Below are 22,855 nucleotides of genomic sequence, written 5' to 3' on the forward strand. Positions count from 1 at the left end.
TTTTATCTTTCCTAATTTTATTTTTTTTTAATTTTATTATATTAGAGACATTAAAAAATTATTTTAGAATAATTAGTTGTCAAAAAAAAATAAAGTACTATTTTAAAAAAAAATTTTTTTTCAAGGAGATAATAATGTTAAAAAGAACTCCTCTTTTCAACACTTACAAAGATTATGAAGGTGTAAAACTTATCGACTTTGGTGGGTGGGAATTACCAGTAAATTTTAAAGCTGGAATCATTGCTGAACATATGGCAGTTAGAAAAAATGCAGGCCTTTTTGATGTATCACACATGGGAGAGATAATTGTTGAGGGTAAAAATGCTGAAGATTACGTTGATTGGTTGGTTACAAATGATGTAAAACAGATACATGTTAATCAAGTTATTTATACCCTTATGTGTTACCCTCATGGTGGAGTTGTTGATGATCTTCTTGTATATAAATATAGTAATGAAAAATATTTTTTAGTTGTTAATGCTTCAAATGTTGATAAAGATTTTAAATGGATTAAAGAAGAGAATCCAAAAGCATTAGAATACAACAAATCATTAAAAATAGAAAATCTTTCAAATCAATTTGCTCAATTAGCATTCCAGGGACCCAATGCTGAAAAATATTTACAACAACTTACTTCTTATGACCTTTCTTCAATAAAATTTTTCCATTTTGCAGATAATGTTGAAATTGCAGGTAAAAAAGTTCTTATTTCAAGAACCGGGTACACAGGAGAAGATGGATTTGAAATTTATTTACCAAATGAAGATGCACCTGCTTTATGGACAAAAATAATTAATACTTTTGAAAAAGATGGTGTTTTACCTTGTGGTTTAGGTGCAAGAGATACTTTAAGATTTGAAGCTAAACTTCCTTTATATGGTCAGGAAATTGATAAAGATATAACTCCTTTAGAAGCTAATTTAAAATTTTTTGTAAAATTAGATAAAACCGACTTTTGTGGAAAAGATGCATTGATTAAGCAAAAAGAAAATGGTATCCCACGAACCCTCAGGGGCTGTGAAATGATAGATAAAGGTGTTCCAAGACATAACAATAAAGTTTTTAAAGATGGTATTGAAATAGGTCACGTTACTACTGGAAGTAAATCTCCAATGTTAAATAAATTTGTTGCATTAATTTTAATAAAAAGAGGAATTGTTAAGCTTGGAGATATTGTAGAAATTGAAATTCATGGAAAATTAAAAAAGGCAAAAATTGTAAAAACACCTTTTTACAAAAATTCACCTAAAAAAAATTGAAAAAAATAAATTTATGTTTATTTATTAAAAAAAATATGTTTTTATCTAAAAAAAATTAGGAGGAAAATATGCAAATACCAAAAAATCTTAAATATGCAAAAACTCATGAATGGGTTAGAGTTGAAAACAACATAGCATACATTGGAATTTCTGATTATGCTCAAGAGTCACTTGGTGACATAGTATATGTTGAATTACCAAATACTGATGATGAAGTAAACAAAGGAGATGAGGTACTAACTATTGAATCTGTTAAAGCTGCTTCTCCTATTTACTCTCCAGTTTCAGGTGTCATTGTTGAAATCAATGAAGATTTAGAAGATACTCCTGAAATTATAAATCAAGCTCCTTATGACAATTTTATCTTTGCAATCGATATGTCAGATCCTTCAGAACTTGATGATTTGATGGATGCTGATGCATATGAAGAACATGTAGAAAATGAAAAAGCAAATCATTAATTATTAGTTAAATTAATTACCAGGAGAAACAAATGTTTCCTTATATCCCTCATACTGAAGATGAAATTAAGCAGATGCTTAAAGATATTAAGGTAAAATCAATTGAAGATCTTTTTATAGATCTTCCTAAAAATGCTATATTAAACAAACCTCTGGATTTACCGGAAGGTGCCTCAGAATATTCTGTTTATAAACAATTACTGGAATTATCAAAAAACAATATCCATAATTATATCTCTTTTCTAGGAGCAGGGAGTTATGACCATATAATCCCTGCTACTGTTGATACAATATTATCAAGATCAGAATTTTTTACTGCATATACACCATATCAGGCCGAAATATCACAGGGCATTTTACAGGCTATTTTTGAATTTCAAACTATGATTTGTGAGTTAACTTCACTTGATGTATCAAATGCATCATTATATGATGGACATACTGCAGCATATGAAGCAGGTGTTATGGCTATTAATGCAGCTAAAAAAAGAGAAACTTTACTTATATCTGAAACAATTCACCCTTTTACAAAAATGGTGATGAGAACTTATTTTAAAGATTTAGACATAAAAATTGTCGAAATTAAATCTAAAAATGGAATTACCTCTTTTGATGATTTAAAAGAAAAATTAAATGAGGATGTTGCAGGTGTATTGATCCAGACACCAAATTTTTATGGTTTTCTAGAAAACCTTGATGGATTTGCTGAAACTATTCATCAAAATAAATCATTTTTTATAATCTCATCCAATCCAATGAGTCTTGGTATTTTAAAATCGCAGGGTGAATGGGGTGCTGATATTGCAATAGGAGATACTCAACCATTTGGATTGCCTTCATATTTTGGCGGTCCTTCTGTTGGATATGTTTCTACAACAAACAAACTTTTAAGAAAAATGCCTGGAAGAATTGTTGGTCAAACTACTGATAAAGATGGAAAAAGAGCTTTTGTTTTAACTTTACAGGCTAGAGAACAACATATTAAAAGAGAAAGAGCTACTTCAAATATATGTTCTAATCAAGCATTGGCTGCATTAGCAACAACTGTATATTTAGCAACAGTTGGGAAAAAAGGATTAGTAGAGGCTTCAAAACAAAGTACATTAAAAGCTCATTATTTATTTGAAGAAATTATTAAAAATACTAATGCAAAACCTTTATTTGATACTCCATTTTTCAATGAATATCCAGTTGTTTTACCAATAGATGCTGAAACAGTTGTTAAAAAAATGCAAAAAGAAAATATTTTTGCAGGTATTCCACTTTCTAAATTTAACAAAGATGAGCAGTTTAAAAATGTTCTTTTAGTTGCTGTAACTGAAAAAAGAACAAAAGATGATATGGATAAGTTTGTAAATAGTTTAAAAAATATTATTGGATAATTTTTAGAAAAAAAATTTTAAACATTTAGTTTTTATAGACAATATTTGTTTAAAAAAAATATTTTTTTGTTTTTATTAACTTTTTATTTTTATTAATTTTTTAAAGGACTTTCAAATGAAAACCAAATTAATATTTGAAAGAAGCAAAGAAGGAAGAATAGGGTATATTTTCCCAAAATTAGATATTAAACAAAAAAACATCAACTCAGTTATCGATGAAAAATATCTAAGAAAATCTACTTTTGAATTACCTGAAGTTTCTGAAGTTGATGTAATAAGACACTATGTTGACCTTTCAAGAAGAAATTATGGTGTTGACCTTGGGTTTTACCCATTGGGGTCCTGTACAATGAAATATAATCCTAAAATCAATGAACAGGTTGCTAGATTTAGTGGATTTACAGATGTTCACCCATTACAACCTGAAGAAACTACTCAAGGATTTCTTAAACTAATGCATACAACATTAAAATATTTATGTGAAATTACAGGAATGAAATGGGGGACTTTACAACCTTACGCTGGTGCACATGGTGAATATACAGGAATGAAATTTTTCAAATCATACTTTAGAGATAGAGGGGAAACTAATAGAAAAATTATTCTTGTACCTGATTCTGCTCATGGAACCAATCCTGCTTCTGCTCATATATCTGGATTTAAAGTAGTTGAAATCAAATCTAATTCAAAAGGACTTGTTGATATTGAAGAAGTAAAAAAATACTTAAATGAAGAACTTGCAGGAATTATGCTTACTAACCCAAATACACTGGGATTATTTGAAGAAGAAATTATTGAAATTGCAAAATTAGTTCATGATGCTGGTGGATTATTATATTATGATGGTGCTAATTTAAATGCTATTATGGGAAAAATTAGACCTGGAGATATGGGATTTGATGCTGTTCATCTTAATTTACATAAAACATTTTCTACACCTCATGGTGGTGGAGGCCCTGGAAGTGGCCCAGTATTGGTTAATGAAAAATTACTACCTTATTTACCTGTACCTGATATAAAAGAAGAAAATGGGAAATATTCGCTAAATTACGATATTCCTAAATCTATGGGAAAAATTGCTGGTTTTTATGGCAACATTGGTGTTATTGTAAAAGCTTTAGCATATATATTAACAATGGGTAGAGATGGATTGAAAAAGGCTTCTGAAATTGCTGTTCTAAATGCAAATTATATAAAAGAACATTTAAAAGAATTTTATTATCTTCCTCATGATAGAATTTGCAAACATGAATTTGTTTTTAGTGGTTCTAAAATAAAGGAAAAATATGGAGTTTCAACACTTGATATAGCAAAAAGATTACTTGATTATGGAGTTCATCCTCCAACAATTTATTTTCCATTAATAGTTCATGAAGCAATAATGATTGAGCCAACTGAAACAGAATCAAAAGAATCACTTGATAATTTCATAGATATAATGAAAAAGATATTTGAAGAAATTAAAACAAATCCAGAAATAGTTAAAAATGCTCCTCATAATACAATTATAAAAAGAGTAGATGAAGTAAAAGCAGCTAAACACCCTATCTTAAAATGGGAAAAAGATGTTGCTAACTAATTTTTAAATTAATCTTAAAGGGCTGTCTAAAATTCAAGAGACAGCTCTTTTTTTATTTAAAAATATAACTTATAATTAAAAAAAGAAGCTATCACTTAAGTTTCAGAACTAGCTTTTTTAGATAACTTTTTTGTTAATAATATATATATTTGACAATTATACCATAATTATAAAACGTGCAAATTTAAAAAATAATATATTTTTTTTTGAATTTTAAAATTTTTGATTTATTAGTTTATATAAATAACAAAAGAATACTACAAAGGATAATTTGATGATTGATAAAAAAGCATTATTAATAGGTGGTACTTTTATTGAACTGGAAAAGGATTCAATTTTGTTTTCCTATAATGATGATACTGTTGAAAATGGGGTATTTTTTCTTGAAAAAGGGAAAGTAGAACTTTCTTTTAAAAAACAAAATGGTGAAAAATATAAAATAATTCTTTTAGAAAATTCACTTTTTGGTTTACCTGAAGTTTATTCTGAAATTCCAAGGATCACTAAAGTTAAATGTCTTGAAAATTGTACTCTTTATAAATGGACAAAATCAGGATTTTTATTGGCAGTTTCTATGAGCTGGGAATTATCTTTACTTTCAATAAACTCTTTATCCAATTTATTAAAAAAACTTAACTCTGAATACATTAAAAATTTAAATTAACTTTTTTAAATTAAATTGATTTTAATTAATATGAAGAAATAAAAACAAAAATGATGTTATAATTTTGAAATAAACAAAACATGATATAAATAAAATAAAATAGTACAAATTAAATTACTAAGAATAAGTATATAATAATAATATTTTATAAATAATAATAAATTATAGAGGAATTATTATGAATAGCAATTTTGATAAAGATCTAATAACTTTTGGATTTAAAGGAGATAAGGAGATACCAAAAAGTTTATTAATTAAATATGGTTACAAATATAAAAAAAATCAAATCATAATAAAAGAAAATGAAAAAACTTATGATATTTATTTAATTTTACATGGTAGTTGTTATGTTACAAGAAATGAAAATGGGAAATATAAAATTTTAAATCAATTAAGTAAAGGAGATCTTTTTGGTGAAATGGCATTATTTAGCAAAACAGAAAGAACTGCAACAGTTATCGCAAGAGAAGATAATACAGTTGTCTTAAAATTTAGTGAAAAAGATTTCATAGAAATCTTTAAATTACATCCAAGATGGGTTGATAAAATAATCCATCAAATGTCAGATAGAATAATTAAGATGATGAAAAAGTTGTAGGAGAAATTTTATGGCAGTATGTGATATAACAGTAATACCAGGAGTAATTGATAAAAATAAATATAAAACAAAAACAGATTATTTTGAAAATAATATATACTATAGTATTATTGACAAGATAATAGAAATAATTAAAAATTCAGGATTAAAATATAAAGTTTGTGCAATGAGTACAACAGTTGAAGGCCCTGCTGATAAACTTTTTGAACTTGCTAAACTATGTCATAAAACAACATTTGAATATGGGGCTCGTGATGTAATAACTCAATTTAGACTTCATGAATCATTAATATTTGATGATACAATTGAAGGTAAAACAAAAAAATTTGAAAAATGATTTTTTTAATAAATATTTTTAATAAATATTTTTAATAAATAAATAATCCATCTTCAAGTGATGTTTTAAAATATTTAAGATCAATATTAAAATTTTTTTTATACTTTTTTTTAAGTTTATTTATTATAATATCAGCTTCTTCTTTTTTAGATTTTTCTACAACAGTTAATATTGAGCCTCCAAAACCTCCACCTATAATTCTTGTTCCCCAAAAAATATCTTCTTTTTTTCTCAAATCAGAAACTAGAAATTCTATTTCTTCTGGAGAAACTTCATAAAATTTACTTAAAGAATAATGAGATTCATTAATTAGGTTAAAAGCTTTTATATATTGTTCAATTTTAATATAATTTTTAAATAGATAAACTCTCAAAATCTCTGATAAGAAATGTAGAAATCTTTTTTGTAATATTTTATCTTTTATTACATTCTCTTTTTCAATAACTTTTTCTAAATTTTTAAATTTATCTTTTAAATAATTATTTTTATTATTTTTTAAACAATTATTTTTGCTATTTTTGTAAATAGCGTCTTCATTATTATTATATTCATTAATTAATTTATAACTTTCAATTAAATGATCAATATAATCTCTAATAGAAAACCCTGTTTTTATTTTGATAATCTTTTCAATTTCTTGTTTTTCTTTTATTCTGTTTCCATAACCTTCACCAGCAATTGAATGTTTAATGCCTGAATCTAATACATAAAAAATAAAATTATTTTTTAATTTTAAATATTCTGTTGTAAAATCTCTAAAATCTATATATATAAAATTATCCTTTTTACCATAAACAATTGCATATTGGTCTAAATATCCACAGGGAGAATTTAAATATCTATTTTCAATAATTCTTGCATATTCAATTAAATTGTTGTTTGATAACTTCAAATTAAGAAGTTTATTATAAGCACTTATTAATCCTATTATTAATGAAGCTGAAGAAGATAAACCTACTGAGACAGGGAGATTACCATTAATATCTATCCTATGAGGGAAATTAATACCTATACCTATATTTTCCAAAAATTTTAATACACCAATAATATAATTAATCCAGGATAGGTTGTTTTTATTATCATTATTTGAAATAACTTTAATCTTAAATGAATATGGTTCTACTTTTACAACCTGTTCAAAATAAAATGAATTAACTATGATTTTGAAATTATCCTCATCTATCTTTTTATCTTTATGTTTAATTTGATTTAGTAAAGTAATTTTTATTTCTGTATACAAATTTATTGCTGCTGGAATGGATACACCACCAATATAATCAATATGCTCTCCAATAAAATTGATTCTTCCTGAAGAAAAAACTTTTACTTTTTTCATAATTTTTCAATTCCTATATAAATTTATCTCTATGTATATATTAATTTTCAATCTAAACAGTAAATTTTTGAATATATTATTTAAAACAAATTTAAATATTATAAAATTTACAAATAATTTGAACATTTTATTTTTTAATTGAAAGTTTTCTTTAAAATAAAATAAATTTAATATTTTTCAATTACAAGTATTTTTTTTACCTTTACAAAATAGCAATATCATATAATTTATATCAGCAATAATAGTTAAGTTTTCTTAACTTTATTTATATTATTTATATATTGTTATGGTTTATTATTACGAACAGTTATTGCAAATAGGTATAAAAGTACAAATATATGAATAAATATTTAAAAGCAATCATTAAATATGAAATTATAAAAAAGAATTATTGAAAATAAAAATAAACTATGGAAAAAGATCTTACTAAAGGTAGTATATTAAAAAATTTAATCTTTATATCAATCCCAACCATGATAGGATTTTCATTTCAAATGGTTTATGACCTTGTCGATATATTCTGGATTGGCAAAATTGGTGCTGATGCTGTTGCAGGAGTTACTATATTTGGGATAATTTTCTGGATTGTTGAAACATTAAATGAAATAATCGGTGTTAGTTCAATTTCATTGATTACCCAATCATTTGGGAAAAAAGATATTGAAAGAACAAATCTAGCTATAGAACAAACAATTACATTCAAATTTATTGTTGCCCTTATTGCAACTATTTTTATGATTATCTTTCTAAAACCTATATTTTCGATCTTTGCACATGGTAAAGTTATAAAATATGGATTGGACTATGGTAATATCAGATTTTTATTTTTACCAATAATGTTTACAAGTTATTCTTTAAACACAATCTTAAGAAGCATTGGAGATGCTAAAACTCCAATGAAAATTATGGTATTTACAACAATTATTAATGTAATTTTAGATCCTATATTTATTTTTAGTCAAATACCCATCTTAACAAATTTATTCATAAAATTTGACATTAGATTCACTGGATTTGGATTGGGAACTTCAGGAGCAGCAATTGCTACAGGTATTTCTCAATTAATTGCATTTTTATCTGGATTTTATTTTGTATTTTTTAAAACAAAGAGATTAAGCCCAAAAATCAAAAATTTATTTAAACTTAATAAAAAAATTGATTATAAACTAATTACAATTGGACTTCCAAATGGTTTTGAAGTATTAGCAAGAAATCTTTCAATGTCTGTTGTATTAAAATTTGTTTCACTATTTGGTAATCTTGCAATAGCTGCATTTGGTATTGCTGGCAGAATTTTTTCTTTAGCTTTTATGCCAATAATTGGACTTATGATGGGGGGAGCTTCTATTGTTGGGCAATCACTTGGTGCTGAAAAAGAAACAAGAGCTAAGAAAACCGCTATCTTAACAGCAATAACATCATCACTAATAATGTTAATTTTTTCTATAATTGTATTTATATGGGGAAATTACATTATTAGTGCATTCAGTGATGTTAAAGAAGTTATAAAAATGGGAGTGGATTTTTTAAAATATGGAACTATTGGGCTTATATTTGTAGGATTTGGAATGGGCTTAGCGGTTGTGTTTTCAGGTTCTGGATATAATAAACCATTTTTATTCTCTTCATTAATTTCAAGATGGATTATTCAAATTCCTATACTTGCAATAACAATACTTTATTTCAAACTTGGAATTATATGGGTATGGCTTTCATTTGCGTTTGGTGACTTTGTTGAGTTTTTTATATTTTTAAAGTTTTTCCTTGATTACAAATGGTTAAAACATAGAGTATAAAGATTATTTATTAAATTGAAAAACATTAACAAAATATAAAAATATTAATTAAATAATACAAAACAAATAAAAATACTAATTGAATATAAAAATCCTGACTAAATTAAAAAATAATAACTAAATTTTATTTATAAATTTAAATTATATTTATAAATTAAAATAATTTTAATAATATTTACCATCCCCTTTTTTTGAAATCAATCCAAAATAATCACTATAAACAATTTTCCCTCTATTAATAGTTATTTTCACTTTTCCTTTAAATTTCTCACCATCAAATGGTGTTGTTTCCCCTTTTGATAAAAGCTCCTCTTTACTAAATACCCATTCTTCAATAGGGTTTATTATAGCAATATCAGCATCAGTACCCTCTTTTAAACTCCCTTTTTCTGGAAAAATATTATATCTCTTTGCAGCATTCTCAGAAGTAATATGAATAAAAGATTTTAAATCTATTTTTTTTGAATTTAACCCAATTGTTAGTAATACTGGTATTATAGTTTGCGTTCCTGGAATGCCACCATAATCGGTCCATATCGATCCTGTATTTTTTTCATAAAGGGGGGCAGGAGCATGGTCAGAAGAGATAAAATCAATATCTTCATTAAATAACAATTGTTTTAATCCAGTTCTATCATATTCAGTTTTTACAACTGGTGCAGTTTTTAAGGATGAACCTTTATTCTCAAAATCTTTGTATGTAAAATAAATGTATTGTGGGCAGGTTTCAGATGTGACATTTATTCCTTCATTTTTATACATTTTAATCTTTAATGCAGCATCATAGGATGCAACATGAACAATGTGAAGATCCCCTTTTAAAGATTTTACAATCTCAAGTGCATTTCCAACAGCTAAAATTTCAGCTAAAGCTGGCCTTGAATTAAAGTAGTTTATATAATTTTTCCCTGCTGCTTTTTCTTTTTTTGTTAATCCATTTACAAGTTCATAATCTTCTGCATGTAATAAAATAGGTACATTATAATCTTTTAATAACTTAACAGCTTCAAAAAACTGGTAATTTGTAACTCTAGGAAAAGTTTTCATCCCTGAAATTGAGTAAACTTTAAATCCTTTTACTTTTAAATCAACTAATTCTTTAACATGTTTTTCAAGATTTTCATTAAACATATTACCATGAATTCCACCAAAAAATGAAAAATCAATATGTGCTAAAGATGATACAATACTAAGTTTTTTTTCAAAATTTTCTTTGCTTACAACTTCGGGAATTGAAGTACATGGCATATCTATAATTGTTGTAATACCTCCTGCAGCAGCAGAAGCAGTCCCATGTTCAAAATCTTCTCTATGGGTATATCCAGGAGTATCAAAATGTACATGTGGATCAATTCCTGCTGGAATAATTAGATGTTCATCGCAATCAATTATTATATTTGTATTGTCAAGTTTTTCTTTATTCTCAATTTCAGTAATATTTTTAAAATTATCATTGATATTATTTGTAAAAGATATTTTCAATTTTTTCAAATTTTGAGAATCAAATTTCTTTTTATTATTGTCAATTTTTCTATTTAGAAGCAAATTGGTTTCAAAATACTCAAAAAGCTTATTTTGAGAAATTTTCTTTAATATCTCTTTTTTAATTATTTTACCATTTTCAATATATATATTCCCTTTACAAATTTTATCGGTTTTATCATCATAGTAAATGCAATTTTTTAAAATCACTTTAACCCCCTTGATAAATTAAAAAGATTTCTTTGGTAAAATTATAACATAAAAAATGAAAATAACATATAAAAAATATAAAATAAATTAGGATAGAATTAAAAAAAATTAAACAAAAAAAATTAAACTGAAGAGGATAAAATTAAAGAAAATAAAATTAATAAAAATTAAATTAAAGAAACTAAAATTAATTAAAATAAAAAACAAACATATTTTAAAAAAAACCATTTAAGTTAAAAAACTTTTTGATTTATTTAATAAAACTCTTTTAATAGATAATATTTAAATCTAAAAAACAAATATAATTTTAAAGAAAATTATCTAAGTTTAAAAACTTTTAGATTTGTATAATGTAACTCTTTTATTGATAATAGTTAAATTTAAAAGACAAATTTAAACCAATAGTTAAATTTTTGAAATATTTCTCATATTTAAAAATATCTTATCATTATATAAAAATAGGATATAAATAACGATAAAGCAGTAATTGGAACACTATATTTTAAGAATGAGATAAAAGTTATAGGATACCCACTTTTTTTTGCAAAATCGGAAATTATTACATTAGCAGATGCACCAATTAATGTACCATTTCCTCCAAGGCATGCCCCTAATGATAATGCCCACCATAAAGGGATAATTGTATGTTGTCCTAAACTGTGGCCAAGTTCCTGTATTAATGGGATCATTGTTGCAACATAGGGGATATTATCTACAATTGCAGAAAAAACACCAGAAAACCACAATACCAGATTTGCAGTACCTTTAATATTTCCTCTTGTTAAATTTAAAAGGTATTTACTAATAAGGTCAATAAATCCTGTTTCAACTAATGCTCCAACCATAATGAAAAGTCCAATAAAAAAGAAGATTGTTACCCATTCAACTTTTTGAAAAATTTCTTCAGGATTAAGTTTTCCAATTAATAACAAAAAAACACCCCCTGTAAATGCTATAGCTGATGCTTCTAAATCTAGAAAACCATGGATTACAAAACCTATCAGTACAGCTCCAAACACAATTGAAGATTTAATAAGTAAAGGATAATCTTTTATCATCTTTTTTTCATCAAAATCCATTATCCTTGCTCTGCTCTCATTTGTAACTTCCATTTTTCCTTTAAAAAGAAAGTAGAATATAATTGAAAAGACAATTAGTTGAATGAGAATAATAGGGGTTAAATTCACAATAAAATCCATAAATGTTAATCTTGCAGCACTACCTATCATAATGTTAGGTGGATCACCAATTAAAGTTGCAGTTCCCCCAATATTTGAAGCAAAAATTTGAGTGAGCAAAAAGGGAAGAGGGGAAATTTCCATTTCATTTGCTATAAGTATTGAAATTGGTGATATTAATAATACAGTTGTTATATTATCAAGAAAAGCTGAAAGAGTAGCTGTCATTAAAAACAACACTATCATAATTTTATATGGATTACCTTTTACCATTTTAGCAAATTTAATTGCAATATATTCAAAACCACCTGTTTGCTGTATTATTTTAACAAGAAGCATCATTCCTATAAGTAAAAATATTACATTATAATCAACATGTGAAAACGCTGCATTTTGTTCTTCAATATGAAATATTATCATTAAAAAAGCTGCTAATAAAGCAACAATGGTTTTATTTATTTTTTCTGATGCAATAAATAAATATGCGACAAAAAATATTAACAAAGCTCCAAGCATCAATGAATTCATATTAATCTCCAATATTTAAAAATAAAAATATAAAATTATGTTCTTAATATCCTGTTTAAAAGATCAGTTGCTGATATAATACCCAGTACTTTATTTTGTTTGTCAACTACAGTAACATGATGCCAGTGATTTTTTACAATTAAAAAACCCAGCTCTATAATATTAATATCTTCATAAATAATCTTTCTTTCTTTTGAAAGAGGGATGTAAACATCTTCAATAGTATTTGTTAATTCTTTTTTCTCAAACTCTTCATAAGCTCTGAAATTTGTTAAAAAAGAGAGGTCATTCATCATTAAAACATAATCAGGGTAAGCTAATTTTAAAATATCGATAATATCAACTTTACCAATATAGATATTATTTTTATCAACAACTGGAAAAAAAGTTATCCCGGTTTTTTTCATAAGATCCATAACTTCAGATACTTTCATATCTTTAGTAACAACAACAGCTTTATCATTCATTATTTCTGATACTTTAACAGGCTCAGTTAGTTTTATATCATTTTGGTGTATAAAATCATGTAATTCTTTTTCTGTTTCAATATTTTTAATAATTTTACCATATTTTGAAATTAAAGTTGCAATTGCTGCAAGTGTTTTAAGATATAAATTTGAACCCTGCTTACTTGTTAAAAGTATAAAAAAGAAATCTACATCTTTGTTATCTAATATTATTGGTGATTTCAATTTTACAATACAAACAATTACATCATCAAATCCTTTTATTCTTCCATGTGGTATTGCAAACCCATTAGAGATTGTATATCCTAATTTGTCTCTTTCAATAAATGCATTTTTTATCTCTTCCTGTTTTACTTTAGAAATATCAGAAATTGCATTTGAAACAATATCATAAATATGATCAATATTTTTTGCTTCAATATTCCAGAATACTAAATCTTTTCTCAAAATGCTGGAAAGTTTCATTTATACCCCCAAAAACTATATTTTATCTCCAGATATTTTCTCTTTTAACTGGCATTGTCATACACCTAACACCTCCTCCACCTCTTGCCAGTTCAGCTCCATAAATTCCAACTACACATTTTTTGATCTTATTTATATCTTTTTTACCCTCTAATATATCTTTTGAATAAATAACTTCATATCCTGCTTTTGAAATCTCTTCCAGTGTTCTAATATTACAATCATACCCAATAAATTTACCTGGAGCAAAAGAGAAAAAATTTGTACCTGAAAGCCATTGCTCTCTTTCCTGATATAAAGGATCATTTCCTCCACACTTTATTGGTTTTAAACTAATTCCAACTGATGATAACCCTGAAATTAAATTATCAACATATTCATATTTTTTATTACCATCTGGTGTAATGGTTATTTTAATAACTGGAAGATGATTGTTTCCTGAAATGTATGGTTCATAAATAACGCAATGATCAAAATCAACCATAGTAAATATCATATCAAGATGTATTGTTGCCCTCTCTTTTGGTAAAACAACAGCAAAAATATAAAATGGCTTACAAATCCCTTTAGCAAGACTGCTTGTTATTCTATCTATTGATTCAGGAGTAGTTCTTTCTGAAATACCTATTGCAAAAATATTTTCTTTTAATACATGAAAATCTCCCCCTTCTATAGTAACTTTAGAATTAACTCCTTCTTCTGTTCCATCAAAAATAAAATCTTCAGCTTTAAATTCCAGATGGTATTTATAGATAAATTTTGCAATAATTGCTTCCATTAATCTAACTTTATTTGCCATAGACCCTGTGATAACTTTATCATTTACAACAATAGCACTATCCCTCATAAAGTAGAGATTTGGTAAAGGGGGAAGTGCAAAAATATTATGACTTAAAAATTTTGTTAATGTATTTTTTTTCTCTTTTAAACCAACTATGACACTATTAGCTAAATTTTCTGGTGACATAGAAAAAAGTTCTTCAAATCTAAATTCAATTGTGGGAAGGAATCTAACAATAGTTTTAACAAATTCTCTTTTAACTTCCTTATTTTTTAAAACATCAATTAATAAGTCTTTTACCTCATAAACTTTTGCAACTTTTGATAAAATTTGTTTTAATTCCATATGATCTTTAGCAATAACTGGTAAAGGGATTATATCATTATACAAAACTTGAGCAGCTGATTTCGGAGTCATTTCTTCTACTTCAAATCCTGGAGAATGGATAATTACTTTTTCTAATTTTCCTATTTCAGAATTTACTAAAATATTTTTCCCCATAATTACTCCTGATTAAATATGATATTATTATTATTATCGATATTTGTAATCTATATTATTTTTGTAATATCCTGATAAATTATTGGTGTCTAAGGAAAAATTTATTGCTATTCTTTTTAAAGTCAAGGAAACATTTTTATAAATTTATTTTTTAAGAAAATCTAAAACAGATTTTGATATTATTTTCTTTAAATCAAGTTTTTCTCTAAATTTTCTTATTTCATAATATTTATCACCCATTTCTAAAACTTTTTTTTTGTATAAATAGTATAACGGTTCAATTTTTAAGTCAAAATCCTTTTCATAATATACAATAGAATTTTCAACAGGATTTTTTATTTTTTCTCTTTTTTTTATATTAAAAATAAAATTATCCTCACATAAAACTTTTAAAGCAATAAGATGGGATTTATAATTAATATTCTTTTCTAATATTTTTTCTCTTTCTAATTTCATTTGCTCAATAAGCAAATTATTGTTTTTTAATTCTTTTTTATTATTATATTTTTCTAACTCTTTTTTCTCAACTGCAAGTTGGGATAATTTTCTCTCAATTTCAAAAATATTTTTTGAATATCCAAGATAAATATTGTTTCTTCCACTATTTTTTCTACCAAAAAAGTTTGCTATAATAATATTATTAACATAAATTTGAGAAGCTAAAATTGTACCTTCCATTTTATAACAAAATATATTATCAAAACAAAATATTTTAGAATTAGAAATTTCCCTATTAATCATTATTGAACCGCAAACAACAAGGTTAGAGTTAATAATAAATTCTGAATAAAAATCCCCATGGACATAATATTGTTTTTCTTTTTTACCATTAAACCCTTTTAAACATATAAGATTACCATCTACATTTAATTCTGCGGGTTGAAATATACCTCCTGTTACATACAAATCTCCTTTAACATCAATTTTAATACCCTCTTCAATATCACCGATAACAACAAGTGAACCATTTGCATATATATTACCTGTTTTCAATGAAAGGTTCCCAACTATTTTATATATTTTCAATACTCTTAAAATATTATTTTTAGAAGTAAATATACCACCATTTATTGCAGAATAAAAACTATTCCCCTTTTTTTCTATACCCTCACCAATAGAAAATATTTTTTTTTCAAAATATTTTGCAGGAACTCTATTTCCATAAAGATCCCACCCATCAACAGGTTTCTGTTCTGGTATAACTTTTGCGACAATTTGGCCTTTATTGACATTACAAATAAAATTTTTTTCATAAAAATTAATATTACCATTTTCATCCATTTTTCCATGCAAAACTTTTTCCTCTATTACAGGAAATATTTGTTCACTATGGCCATGTATCGGTTTAGTTCCTTTTGCTAAAACATATATACCTGGTTTTATTATACCTAATACCTTCTCTTCATCGTAATTACTAATATTCAAACTTTTTATTTCTTCCGCTAATTTGTGTAAATTAATTTTATCAAGATATTTTGGTAAATATAAAAGCAATAGATTTTTATCTTTAGTAACAAAATATGGATCTAAAATTTCAATATTATAATATGTATAATTTACAAAACCAGTTTTCAAAGCTTTTAAACTATTAGTTTCTTTCGAATAATAACAATCTCCTTTGTATTTCATAATTTTAAAGTCACTATCACTTTCATCAAAATTGATAAGATCATAATCATAGTAAACAAAATTTTTTGCTAACTTTATTAAATCTTCTTTAGAATAACTTAAGTCAATAATTTTTTTCACAATATCTTTAACATTAACATTAAAAAATATATTGGGTTTCATTATAATTCCTCAAATATTTTATTTTATCCATTACATTTATTAATTTATTTTATGTAATCATTTTAAAATAAAATCTATTGATATAATAAAAAAATTACTATGATTAATAATAAAGATTAAAATCATAATATTTTTAAAAAAAATATTATATTTATATAATTTTAATTTATGAAGAATAATGATAATATAATAATGTTAACAAGATATTAACAAATTCTATAAATGATAATTAAAAATATTATTTAATCAATTTTTTTCACCTTTGGGGCAATATAAATTATACAATTTTGGAAAATAATTACAAGTATATTTATGATTAAATTATTTTTTTATTTATTAAATTCCTAATATTTTTTTTGAATAATTAAAAATATAGAATAAAATAAATATAGATATTTGAAGAAAAAAATCATAATTTTTAATAAAATAATATTTTAAAGGATAAATCTATGGGGTATATAGATATAGTTGATGATTCCAAATATATAATCAAATTACTTGAAATGGAACTGGAAAAATATAAATTTCAATATAGATCTTTCACAGATTCTTCTGAATATATATTGAAATTAAAAGAACAGTGGAGTTATGAAGAATATCCAATTTTAATTTTGCTGGATATTATGATGCCTAAATTAAGTGGATATGACATTATTACAATTATAAAAAATGATGATAGATTAAAACATATTCCTGTTATTGTCATTTCAGTTAGAAATCAGACGGATGATATTATAAAATGTATTAAAATGGGGGCAAATGATTATATAGTAAAGCCATTTAAAACAGAAGATCTAATTTATAAAATAAATAAAGTTCTTAAACCACAAAAAAATTAAACACTATTAAAATAATAAACTAAAATAGATTTAATTTTAAACTTTTAATATTTTCGTGTATCTAAATCATTAGTAATAATATTAATATAATTCTTTTCCGAAAAATAAATAAAATAGAATAATTGTAAATAAGATATTATGATAATTAAATTAGAAAGATTTACCAATAATATATCAGTTAAAAATATTAACCTTGTGTACAAATATCTTTTAAAAGAAATACCATATTTTAAAAATTCCTATAATGAATATAAAGAAACTATAGTTTATCTTGACCTTGAATCAATTAAATGGATAGACTCTTCATTTATTCAGTTAATTTTATATCTTGATAATCAATTAACTAAATTTGGAAAAAAAATAAAACTTAAAAATATAAATGAGATAATTAAAATAGAATTTAAAAATGCATTTATAGATATTGATCAATTTTTGTAATTTAAATATATGTGATTTTTTATTTCATTGTTTAATTGATTATGGATATTTAATGTTTTATTTAAATTAATTTTATATAAATATTTAATTTTTATAAACATTTAAACATTTATATTAATAATAATCATTACATTAATAAGGAAATTTTATGATTAAAAAGGTGATGGTAGTTGATGATTCTAATACTGTCAGAATGTCCTTAAAATATTTTTTAGAACTTGAAAATTTTAAAGTCATTGAAGCTTCTGAAGGAAAAGAAGCATATGATATAATAAAAAACAATGATGATATAGATTTTTTTATTATCGATGTCAACATGCCTATTATGGATGGTATTACTTTAACTTCAAAAGTAAGAAAATTAAAAAATTATAGATACACTCCCATTCTTATTTTAACAACAGAAATTGAGCAATCAAAAAAAATTGAAGGAAAAAAAGCTGGTGCAAGTGGATGGATGATTAAACCATTTGACCCAAAACAACTAATTAAAATTATTAAACGATTTTTATATATACAGGACCAATAATGGAAAATAAATTTCAAGAACAGATTTTACATGTTTTTATAAATGAACTTGAAGAAAATATAGAAAAAATAGAAGAAATACTTTTTGAAGATAACTTTAGCAAAGATAATATTAATTCTTTATTTAGAGTATTTCATACAATAAAAGGTTCTTCAAGTTTTGCAGGATTTGAACAAATAAAAGACTTTACCCATTCTATTGAAAATTTATTTCAGGAAATTAGAAATAATAATATAAAAGTAGATGATGAAATTAAAGAATTTCTTTTCACCGTTGTTGATTTATTAAAGAATATTTTAAAAAATTTATCTAATAAATCTTCCCCTTTTTATAACTTAGAAAGCTCAAAAAACAGTATTATTGATAAATGTAATACATTTTTAAATAAAAAAGAAGGAACCTTAAATACTTTTTTTATAAAATTCAAACCTCCTGAAAATATTTATTTTCAGGGATTAGATCCACTTATATTTTTAAATGATTTAAAAAAAGTTGGTAAATTTGATAAAGTTTCTGTTAATTATAATGACCTTTTTAATATCCCTTTAAAAAAATATAAACCTGATAGATTTTTAATTAGCTGGGGATTTGAATTAAAAACTAAAAAAAATTTAGAAGAAATTAAATCAATTTTTGAATTTATTGACTTTGAAGATAATGGGAATCTTGAAATTAATGAAATCGACAGTTTTAATAAAAATACAGAAAATAATAAAATTGAAAAATCTGATAAAAAATTAGAAAAATTTGAAGAAAAAATTAAATCTAAAAATATTACCGGGCTAACAAGTAAAGAAAAAGACATAGAAAAAAAATCAATCGAAAATACTTATATTAAAGTAAATTCAAATAAGATAGAAATTCTTTTAAATTTAATTAAAGATATATCCATTTTATCTTCAATGGCTTTATATAATGCGGAAAATAACCAGAATATTGATCTTAATGAAATAAAAAATTTAATTTACAAATTAAATAAGATGATTCTTAAAGCACAACAACAAACTCTTGAACTAAAAATGGTACCTGTTAAAAACTATATTATTCCTCTAAAAAGAAAAATTGAAACTTTTTCTAAAAAAATAAATAAAAAAATCAATTTTACAATCGAAGGGCTTGAAGAAGAGATGGATAAACAAATTATTGATAATATTATTGAACCCATTGAACATATTCTTCGTAACGCTCTGGATCATGGGATAGAATCACCTGAAATCAGAAAAGGAAAAGGGAAATCAGAAATTGGTAATATAGATCTAAAAATTTACAGACAAAAAAATAATACTTATATTGAAATTAAAGATGATGGTAAAGGACTTGATAAAGATGCAATTATTAAAAAAGCAATATCTTTAAACCTACTAAATAAAGAAAATTCAAAAAAATTAAAAGATGAGCAAATATATGATTTTATTTTTAAACCTGGATTTAGTACTGCTAAAAAACTAACTGAAATTTCTGGAAGAGGAGTTGGGCTTGATGTTGTCAAAACAAGTTTATTAAAATTAAATGGGCAAGTCGATATCAAATCAGAAAAAGATTTAGGGACTACCTTTTTGTTAAAACTTCCTTTAACACTTGCTGTAATTGATTGCATGATTTTTAAAATTAAAGACATTTATTTTGCAATTCCATTAACGAACATTAAACATATTATTTATACTTCTATTAAGAATATACTAAACAAAAAAAGTTTAGTAATTGAATTCAATGAATCGTTTCTTGATGTTATAAATGTTTTTAATTTTTTAAAATTTAATAAATCAGAAAATTTTAACTATAAAAAAAATAATTTATTTTTTATAATTGAAACTCAAAATTCTTTAAAAGCTTTTTATTGTGAAGAAATTATTGGACAACAAAATTTAGTAGTAAACTCCCTTTCTATAAATAATAAAAAGATAAAAGGCATTTTTGGAACAGCTATTTTAGGGGATGGAGAAATTTGTTATATTTTAGAACCTGACGAAATACATATTGAGGAGAATGTTTATGAAGATAAAATTTTTTAATAGATTCGTCATTCAATTTACAATAATTTTACTTATTATATTCACAATCATAATAATCTATGATATCTATAAAAATGATAAAATCCTGCATAATTATTCTTTATCTATAAACAAGAAAACATCAGAAAAGTATATCAATGAAAAGCAAAATATCTTTATAAATTCATTAAATAAACAATATGAGTTATCCTCTACTATTATTGATTTTATAACTTCAAATCATGATATAGCAAATGATTTGATTTCTCAAAATTATAATGAACATTTTACAAAATTATTTTTAACTTATGTTAGTTATTTTAACCTTGATTCAGGTTATATTATTGATAATAAAGGAAATATAGTATTTTCAAATAAAATATTAAATTCAACATCTTTTTACAATGATATTTTTGCAAACTTAAAATTAGATACCAGAATTAACAATATAACTAAAATTATCACTTTGTTATTTGAAAAAGATCCAAAAAGTGGAATTTATTATAATTACTATTTTTTCCCATTTTCTATTAATAATAATAAATTTATTTTTATTTTTAAATTTAAAAGCCAACAAATATTGTTAGATCTGTATAAAGACAATAACAAAAATCAAATTACATATATATTTAATAAAAACAAAAATACAATTATTTATAATCAAAATAATTCAGATAATAATAACAACATAAATTTTAATGATTTAAAAAAAATTACAAATGATATAGCTTTAAAAAAAGAATCAAATTTATTTGAAATATTATCAATAAACAATAACCAGAGTGATAAAAACCAGGAAAAATTTATTGCTTTTTCCAGTATAACAAAGTTTTTAGATCAAGAATTTTTAATTATCCATCTAAATAAATTAGACACTCTCATTGATAAAGAATTTAAAACAAAACTATTTAATGAAAATTTAATTGCTTTCTTAGTAGTATATTTAATAATTTTAGTTATCATTCTAATTATTTTTAAACTTATTAACTTAATAAATAAAAATCTTCAATTTATGGCTTCTGGCAATCTCTCTGATATAAAACTGATAAAAATAAAATTAAATAATGAAATTGGAATAATGAATAATAGTTTTAATAAATCATATACAAAATTAAAAGAGATAATATTTGAAAGTCATGAATTGGTTGAAAGATTATCTGAAACTGCATCAGATATATCAAATGCTTCTATAGAGTTATCAAATAGAACTGAATCATCTGCAAGTTCTTTAGAAGAAACTACTGCTATGTTGGAAGAAGCAACAGGTTCAATAAAGAGAAATATAGAAAATTTAAATGATATAAATAAAAATTCTGAATTAATAAAAGATCTATCAAAAGAAGGTAAAAAAAAGATTGAAAGTGCCCTAAATAGTATAAGCAATGTAGTTAAAATGGCATCAAAAATCAATGAAATTAGTGATTTTATTAATGAACTTACTTTTCAAACAAATTTACTTTCTTTAAATGCTGCTGTAGAAGCTGCAAGAGCTGGAGAAGCTGGAAAAGGATTTGCAGTTGTAGCTGCAGAAATTAGAAATTTAGCACAAAAATCTGCAAAATCTGCAAAGGAAATTACAGAATTAATTACAAATATAAATAAGGAAATTAATTTAACTGATCTCAGTTCTAAAGAAGTTGATAAAAGTTTTCAAATATTAACTGAAAAAATTAATAATACAATAAACTCAATTCATATTGTTTCAAACTCTTTTAATGAACAATTTAATATTGTAGAACAAATTACAAATACAATTATAAATTTAAATGAAATAACTCAAGACAATGCATCATTTGCTGAAGAATTTTCATCTACAGCAGAAAATCTTTATGCTAGTTTTGAAAACCTTAAATATATTATATCTTTCTTCAAAATAGATAAAATTAATACAAATAAAATTAATTCAAAAAATGATAATATTTCAAATAAATTAACCAAAGACCCAATTTCAAAAAAGGATAAAACTACTAAAATAAACAATGAGAAAATAAATGAGAAACATAAAAATTTAAAAAATTTAAATTCAGCCAATATTAATAAATTTTACAATAACAGTAAAGATAAAGAAGAATTTAGTAATTATGAAGAATTCTAAATTTTATAAATTTAAAAAGATTGAATTTTATAATAATCAAATCAATTTTATTAAAAATGTTTTAATTAAAAAAAAGATTTTAATTAAAAAGTTTTTTAACTTTGTTTTATTTTATAATTTGTGAAACATCTTTATTTTTTGTTTGTTT

The 22,855-nt window shown here is 23.8% G+C and carries 19 protein-coding genes; 13 read left to right on the forward strand and 6 right to left on the reverse strand.

Annotation, left to right across the window (positions count from 1 at the left end; all coding sequences use genetic code 11):
• Positions 1–134 precede the first annotated feature (134 nt).
• From gcvT to ACZ5EC_RS09210, 7 genes are all read left to right on the forward strand, one after another.
• Positions 135–1,259 carry a glycine cleavage system aminomethyltransferase GcvT gene (gene gcvT / locus ACZ5EC_RS09180; protein ID WP_464302179.1) on the forward strand — a complete coding sequence of 375 codons (1,125 nt, stop codon included), beginning with the start codon at positions 135–137 and terminating at the stop codon, positions 1,257–1,259.
• A gap of 68 nt (positions 1,260–1,327) precedes the next feature.
• On the forward strand, positions 1,328–1,720 hold the full coding sequence (gene gcvH, locus ACZ5EC_RS09185) for a glycine cleavage system protein GcvH (RefSeq protein ID WP_464302180.1): 393 nt from the start codon (positions 1,328–1,330) through the stop codon (positions 1,718–1,720).
• Positions 1,721–1,752: 32 nt separating this feature from the next.
• Positions 1,753–3,102: an aminomethyl-transferring glycine dehydrogenase subunit GcvPA gene (gene gcvPA / locus ACZ5EC_RS09190; RefSeq protein ID WP_464302181.1), complete on the forward strand. Its 1,350-nt coding sequence runs from the start codon at positions 1,753–1,755 to the stop codon at positions 3,100–3,102.
• 115 nt (positions 3,103–3,217) lie between these two features.
• Entirely contained in the window at positions 3,218–4,681 is a 1,464-nt protein-coding gene (gene gcvPB / locus ACZ5EC_RS09195; protein ID WP_464302182.1) for an aminomethyl-transferring glycine dehydrogenase subunit GcvPB, read from the forward strand.
• Positions 4,682–4,955: 274 nt separating this feature from the next.
• Positions 4,956–5,345, forward strand: a complete 390-nt coding sequence (locus ACZ5EC_RS09200) for a cyclic nucleotide-binding domain-containing protein (protein ID WP_464302183.1) — start codon at positions 4,956–4,958, stop codon at positions 5,343–5,345.
• 178 nt (positions 5,346–5,523) lie between these two features.
• Positions 5,524–5,943 (forward strand): Crp/Fnr family transcriptional regulator, encoded by a 420-nt coding sequence (locus tag ACZ5EC_RS09205; protein WP_464302184.1) that lies wholly within the window; start codon positions 5,524–5,526, stop codon positions 5,941–5,943.
• Positions 5,944–5,953: 10 nt separating this feature from the next.
• Positions 5,954–6,280: a thiamine-binding protein gene (locus ACZ5EC_RS09210; RefSeq protein WP_464302185.1), complete on the forward strand. Its 327-nt coding sequence runs from the start codon at positions 5,954–5,956 to the stop codon at positions 6,278–6,280.
• Positions 6,281–6,311: 31 nt separating this feature from the next.
• On the opposite strand, the gene ACZ5EC_RS09215 is transcribed toward ACZ5EC_RS09210, so the two are convergent.
• Entirely contained in the window at positions 6,312–7,616 is a 1,305-nt protein-coding gene (locus ACZ5EC_RS09215; protein ID WP_464302186.1) for a GHMP family kinase ATP-binding protein, read from the reverse strand.
• Positions 7,617–8,026: 410 nt separating this feature from the next.
• On the opposite strand from ACZ5EC_RS09215, the gene ACZ5EC_RS09220 reads away from it, so the two are divergent.
• Positions 8,027–9,412, forward strand: a complete 1,386-nt coding sequence (locus tag ACZ5EC_RS09220) for an MATE family efflux transporter (protein ID WP_464302187.1) — start codon at positions 8,027–8,029, stop codon at positions 9,410–9,412.
• Positions 9,413–9,577: 165 nt separating this feature from the next.
• Here ACZ5EC_RS09220 and ACZ5EC_RS09225 read toward each other — a convergent pair whose 3' ends face one another.
• The 5 genes from ACZ5EC_RS09225 to ACZ5EC_RS09245 form a co-directional block, all read right to left on the reverse strand.
• On the reverse strand, positions 9,578–11,104 hold the full coding sequence (locus tag ACZ5EC_RS09225; protein WP_464302188.1) for a dihydroorotase: 1,527 nt from the start codon (positions 11,102–11,104) through the stop codon (positions 9,578–9,580).
• A gap of 431 nt (positions 11,105–11,535) precedes the next feature.
• Positions 11,536–12,810 (reverse strand): ArsB/NhaD family transporter, encoded by a 1,275-nt coding sequence (locus ACZ5EC_RS09230; RefSeq protein WP_464302189.1) that lies wholly within the window; start codon positions 12,808–12,810, stop codon positions 11,536–11,538.
• A gap of 35 nt (positions 12,811–12,845) precedes the next feature.
• Positions 12,846–13,742, reverse strand: coding sequence for a CBS domain-containing protein (locus tag ACZ5EC_RS09235; RefSeq protein ID WP_464302190.1), 897 nt, complete (start codon positions 13,740–13,742; stop codon positions 12,846–12,848).
• A gap of 22 nt (positions 13,743–13,764) precedes the next feature.
• Positions 13,765–15,024 carry an arginine deiminase gene (locus ACZ5EC_RS09240; RefSeq protein WP_464302191.1) on the reverse strand — a complete coding sequence of 420 codons (1,260 nt, stop codon included), beginning with the start codon at positions 15,022–15,024 and terminating at the stop codon, positions 13,765–13,767.
• 144 nt (positions 15,025–15,168) lie between these two features.
• Positions 15,169–16,815: a FapA family protein gene (locus ACZ5EC_RS09245; protein WP_464302192.1), complete on the reverse strand. Its 1,647-nt coding sequence runs from the start codon at positions 16,813–16,815 to the stop codon at positions 15,169–15,171.
• Positions 16,816–17,264: 449 nt separating this feature from the next.
• On the opposite strand from ACZ5EC_RS09245, the gene ACZ5EC_RS09250 reads away from it, so the two are divergent.
• The 5 genes from ACZ5EC_RS09250 (at position 17,265) to ACZ5EC_RS09270 (ending at position 22,707) form a co-directional block, all read left to right on the forward strand.
• Positions 17,265–17,654 (forward strand): response regulator, encoded by a 390-nt coding sequence (locus ACZ5EC_RS09250; protein WP_464302193.1) that lies wholly within the window; start codon positions 17,265–17,267, stop codon positions 17,652–17,654.
• 138 nt (positions 17,655–17,792) lie between these two features.
• Positions 17,793–18,092 (forward strand): STAS domain-containing protein, encoded by a 300-nt coding sequence (locus ACZ5EC_RS09255; RefSeq protein WP_464302194.1) that lies wholly within the window; start codon positions 17,793–17,795, stop codon positions 18,090–18,092.
• Positions 18,093–18,240: 148 nt separating this feature from the next.
• On the forward strand, positions 18,241–18,621 hold the full coding sequence (locus tag ACZ5EC_RS09260) for a response regulator (protein ID WP_464302195.1): 381 nt from the start codon (positions 18,241–18,243) through the stop codon (positions 18,619–18,621).
• Positions 18,621–20,633 (forward strand): chemotaxis protein CheA, encoded by a 2,013-nt coding sequence (locus tag ACZ5EC_RS09265; RefSeq protein WP_464302196.1) that lies wholly within the window; start codon positions 18,621–18,623, stop codon positions 20,631–20,633. Before ACZ5EC_RS09260 ends, ACZ5EC_RS09265 begins: the two co-directional genes overlap by 1 nt.
• On the forward strand, positions 20,614–22,707 hold the full coding sequence (locus ACZ5EC_RS09270; protein ID WP_464302197.1) for a methyl-accepting chemotaxis protein: 2,094 nt from the start codon (positions 20,614–20,616) through the stop codon (positions 22,705–22,707). Before ACZ5EC_RS09265 ends, ACZ5EC_RS09270 begins: the two co-directional genes overlap by 20 nt.
• Positions 22,708–22,855 lie beyond the last annotated feature (148 nt).

It is taken from the genome of Exilispira thermophila (genome assembly GCF_055389015.1).

What these genes read in the sequence shown, in the direction of transcription:
- ACZ5EC_RS09230 (WP_464302189.1), bottom strand. Translation starts at nt 12,810, where the DNA reads ATGAATTCATTGATGCTTGGAGCTTTGTTAATATTTTTTGTCGCATAT.
- ACZ5EC_RS09265 (WP_464302196.1), top strand. Translation starts at nt 18,621, where the DNA reads ATGGAAAATAAATTTCAAGAACAGATTTTACATGTTTTTATAAATGAA.
- ACZ5EC_RS09210 (WP_464302185.1), top strand. Translation starts at nt 5,954, where the DNA reads ATGGCAGTATGTGATATAACAGTAATACCAGGAGTAATTGATAAAAAT.
- gcvH (WP_464302180.1), top strand. Translation starts at nt 1,328, where the DNA reads ATGCAAATACCAAAAAATCTTAAATATGCAAAAACTCATGAATGGGTT.
- gcvT (WP_464302179.1), top strand. Translation starts at nt 135, where the DNA reads ATGTTAAAAAGAACTCCTCTTTTCAACACTTACAAAGATTATGAAGGT.
- ACZ5EC_RS09205 (WP_464302184.1), top strand. Translation starts at nt 5,524, where the DNA reads ATGAATAGCAATTTTGATAAAGATCTAATAACTTTTGGATTTAAAGGA.
- ACZ5EC_RS09235 (WP_464302190.1), bottom strand. Translation starts at nt 13,742, where the DNA reads ATGAAACTTTCCAGCATTTTGAGAAAAGATTTAGTATTCTGGAATATT.
- gcvPB (WP_464302182.1), top strand. Translation starts at nt 3,218, where the DNA reads ATGAAAACCAAATTAATATTTGAAAGAAGCAAAGAAGGAAGAATAGGG.
- ACZ5EC_RS09240 (WP_464302191.1), bottom strand. Translation starts at nt 15,024, where the DNA reads ATGGGGAAAAATATTTTAGTAAATTCTGAAATAGGAAAATTAGAAAAA.
- gcvPA (WP_464302181.1), top strand. Translation starts at nt 1,753, where the DNA reads ATGTTTCCTTATATCCCTCATACTGAAGATGAAATTAAGCAGATGCTT.
- ACZ5EC_RS09215 (WP_464302186.1), bottom strand. Translation starts at nt 7,616, where the DNA reads ATGAAAAAAGTAAAAGTTTTTTCTTCAGGAAGAATCAATTTTATTGGA.
- ACZ5EC_RS09270 (WP_464302197.1), top strand. Translation starts at nt 20,614, where the DNA reads ATGAAGATAAAATTTTTTAATAGATTCGTCATTCAATTTACAATAATT.
- ACZ5EC_RS09220 (WP_464302187.1), top strand. Translation starts at nt 8,027, where the DNA reads ATGGAAAAAGATCTTACTAAAGGTAGTATATTAAAAAATTTAATCTTT.
- ACZ5EC_RS09260 (WP_464302195.1), top strand. Translation starts at nt 18,241, where the DNA reads ATGATTAAAAAGGTGATGGTAGTTGATGATTCTAATACTGTCAGAATG.
- ACZ5EC_RS09250 (WP_464302193.1), top strand. Translation starts at nt 17,265, where the DNA reads ATGGGGTATATAGATATAGTTGATGATTCCAAATATATAATCAAATTA.
- ACZ5EC_RS09255 (WP_464302194.1), top strand. Translation starts at nt 17,793, where the DNA reads ATGATAATTAAATTAGAAAGATTTACCAATAATATATCAGTTAAAAAT.
- ACZ5EC_RS09200 (WP_464302183.1), top strand. Translation starts at nt 4,956, where the DNA reads ATGATTGATAAAAAAGCATTATTAATAGGTGGTACTTTTATTGAACTG.
- ACZ5EC_RS09245 (WP_464302192.1), bottom strand. Translation starts at nt 16,815, where the DNA reads ATGAAACCCAATATATTTTTTAATGTTAATGTTAAAGATATTGTGAAA.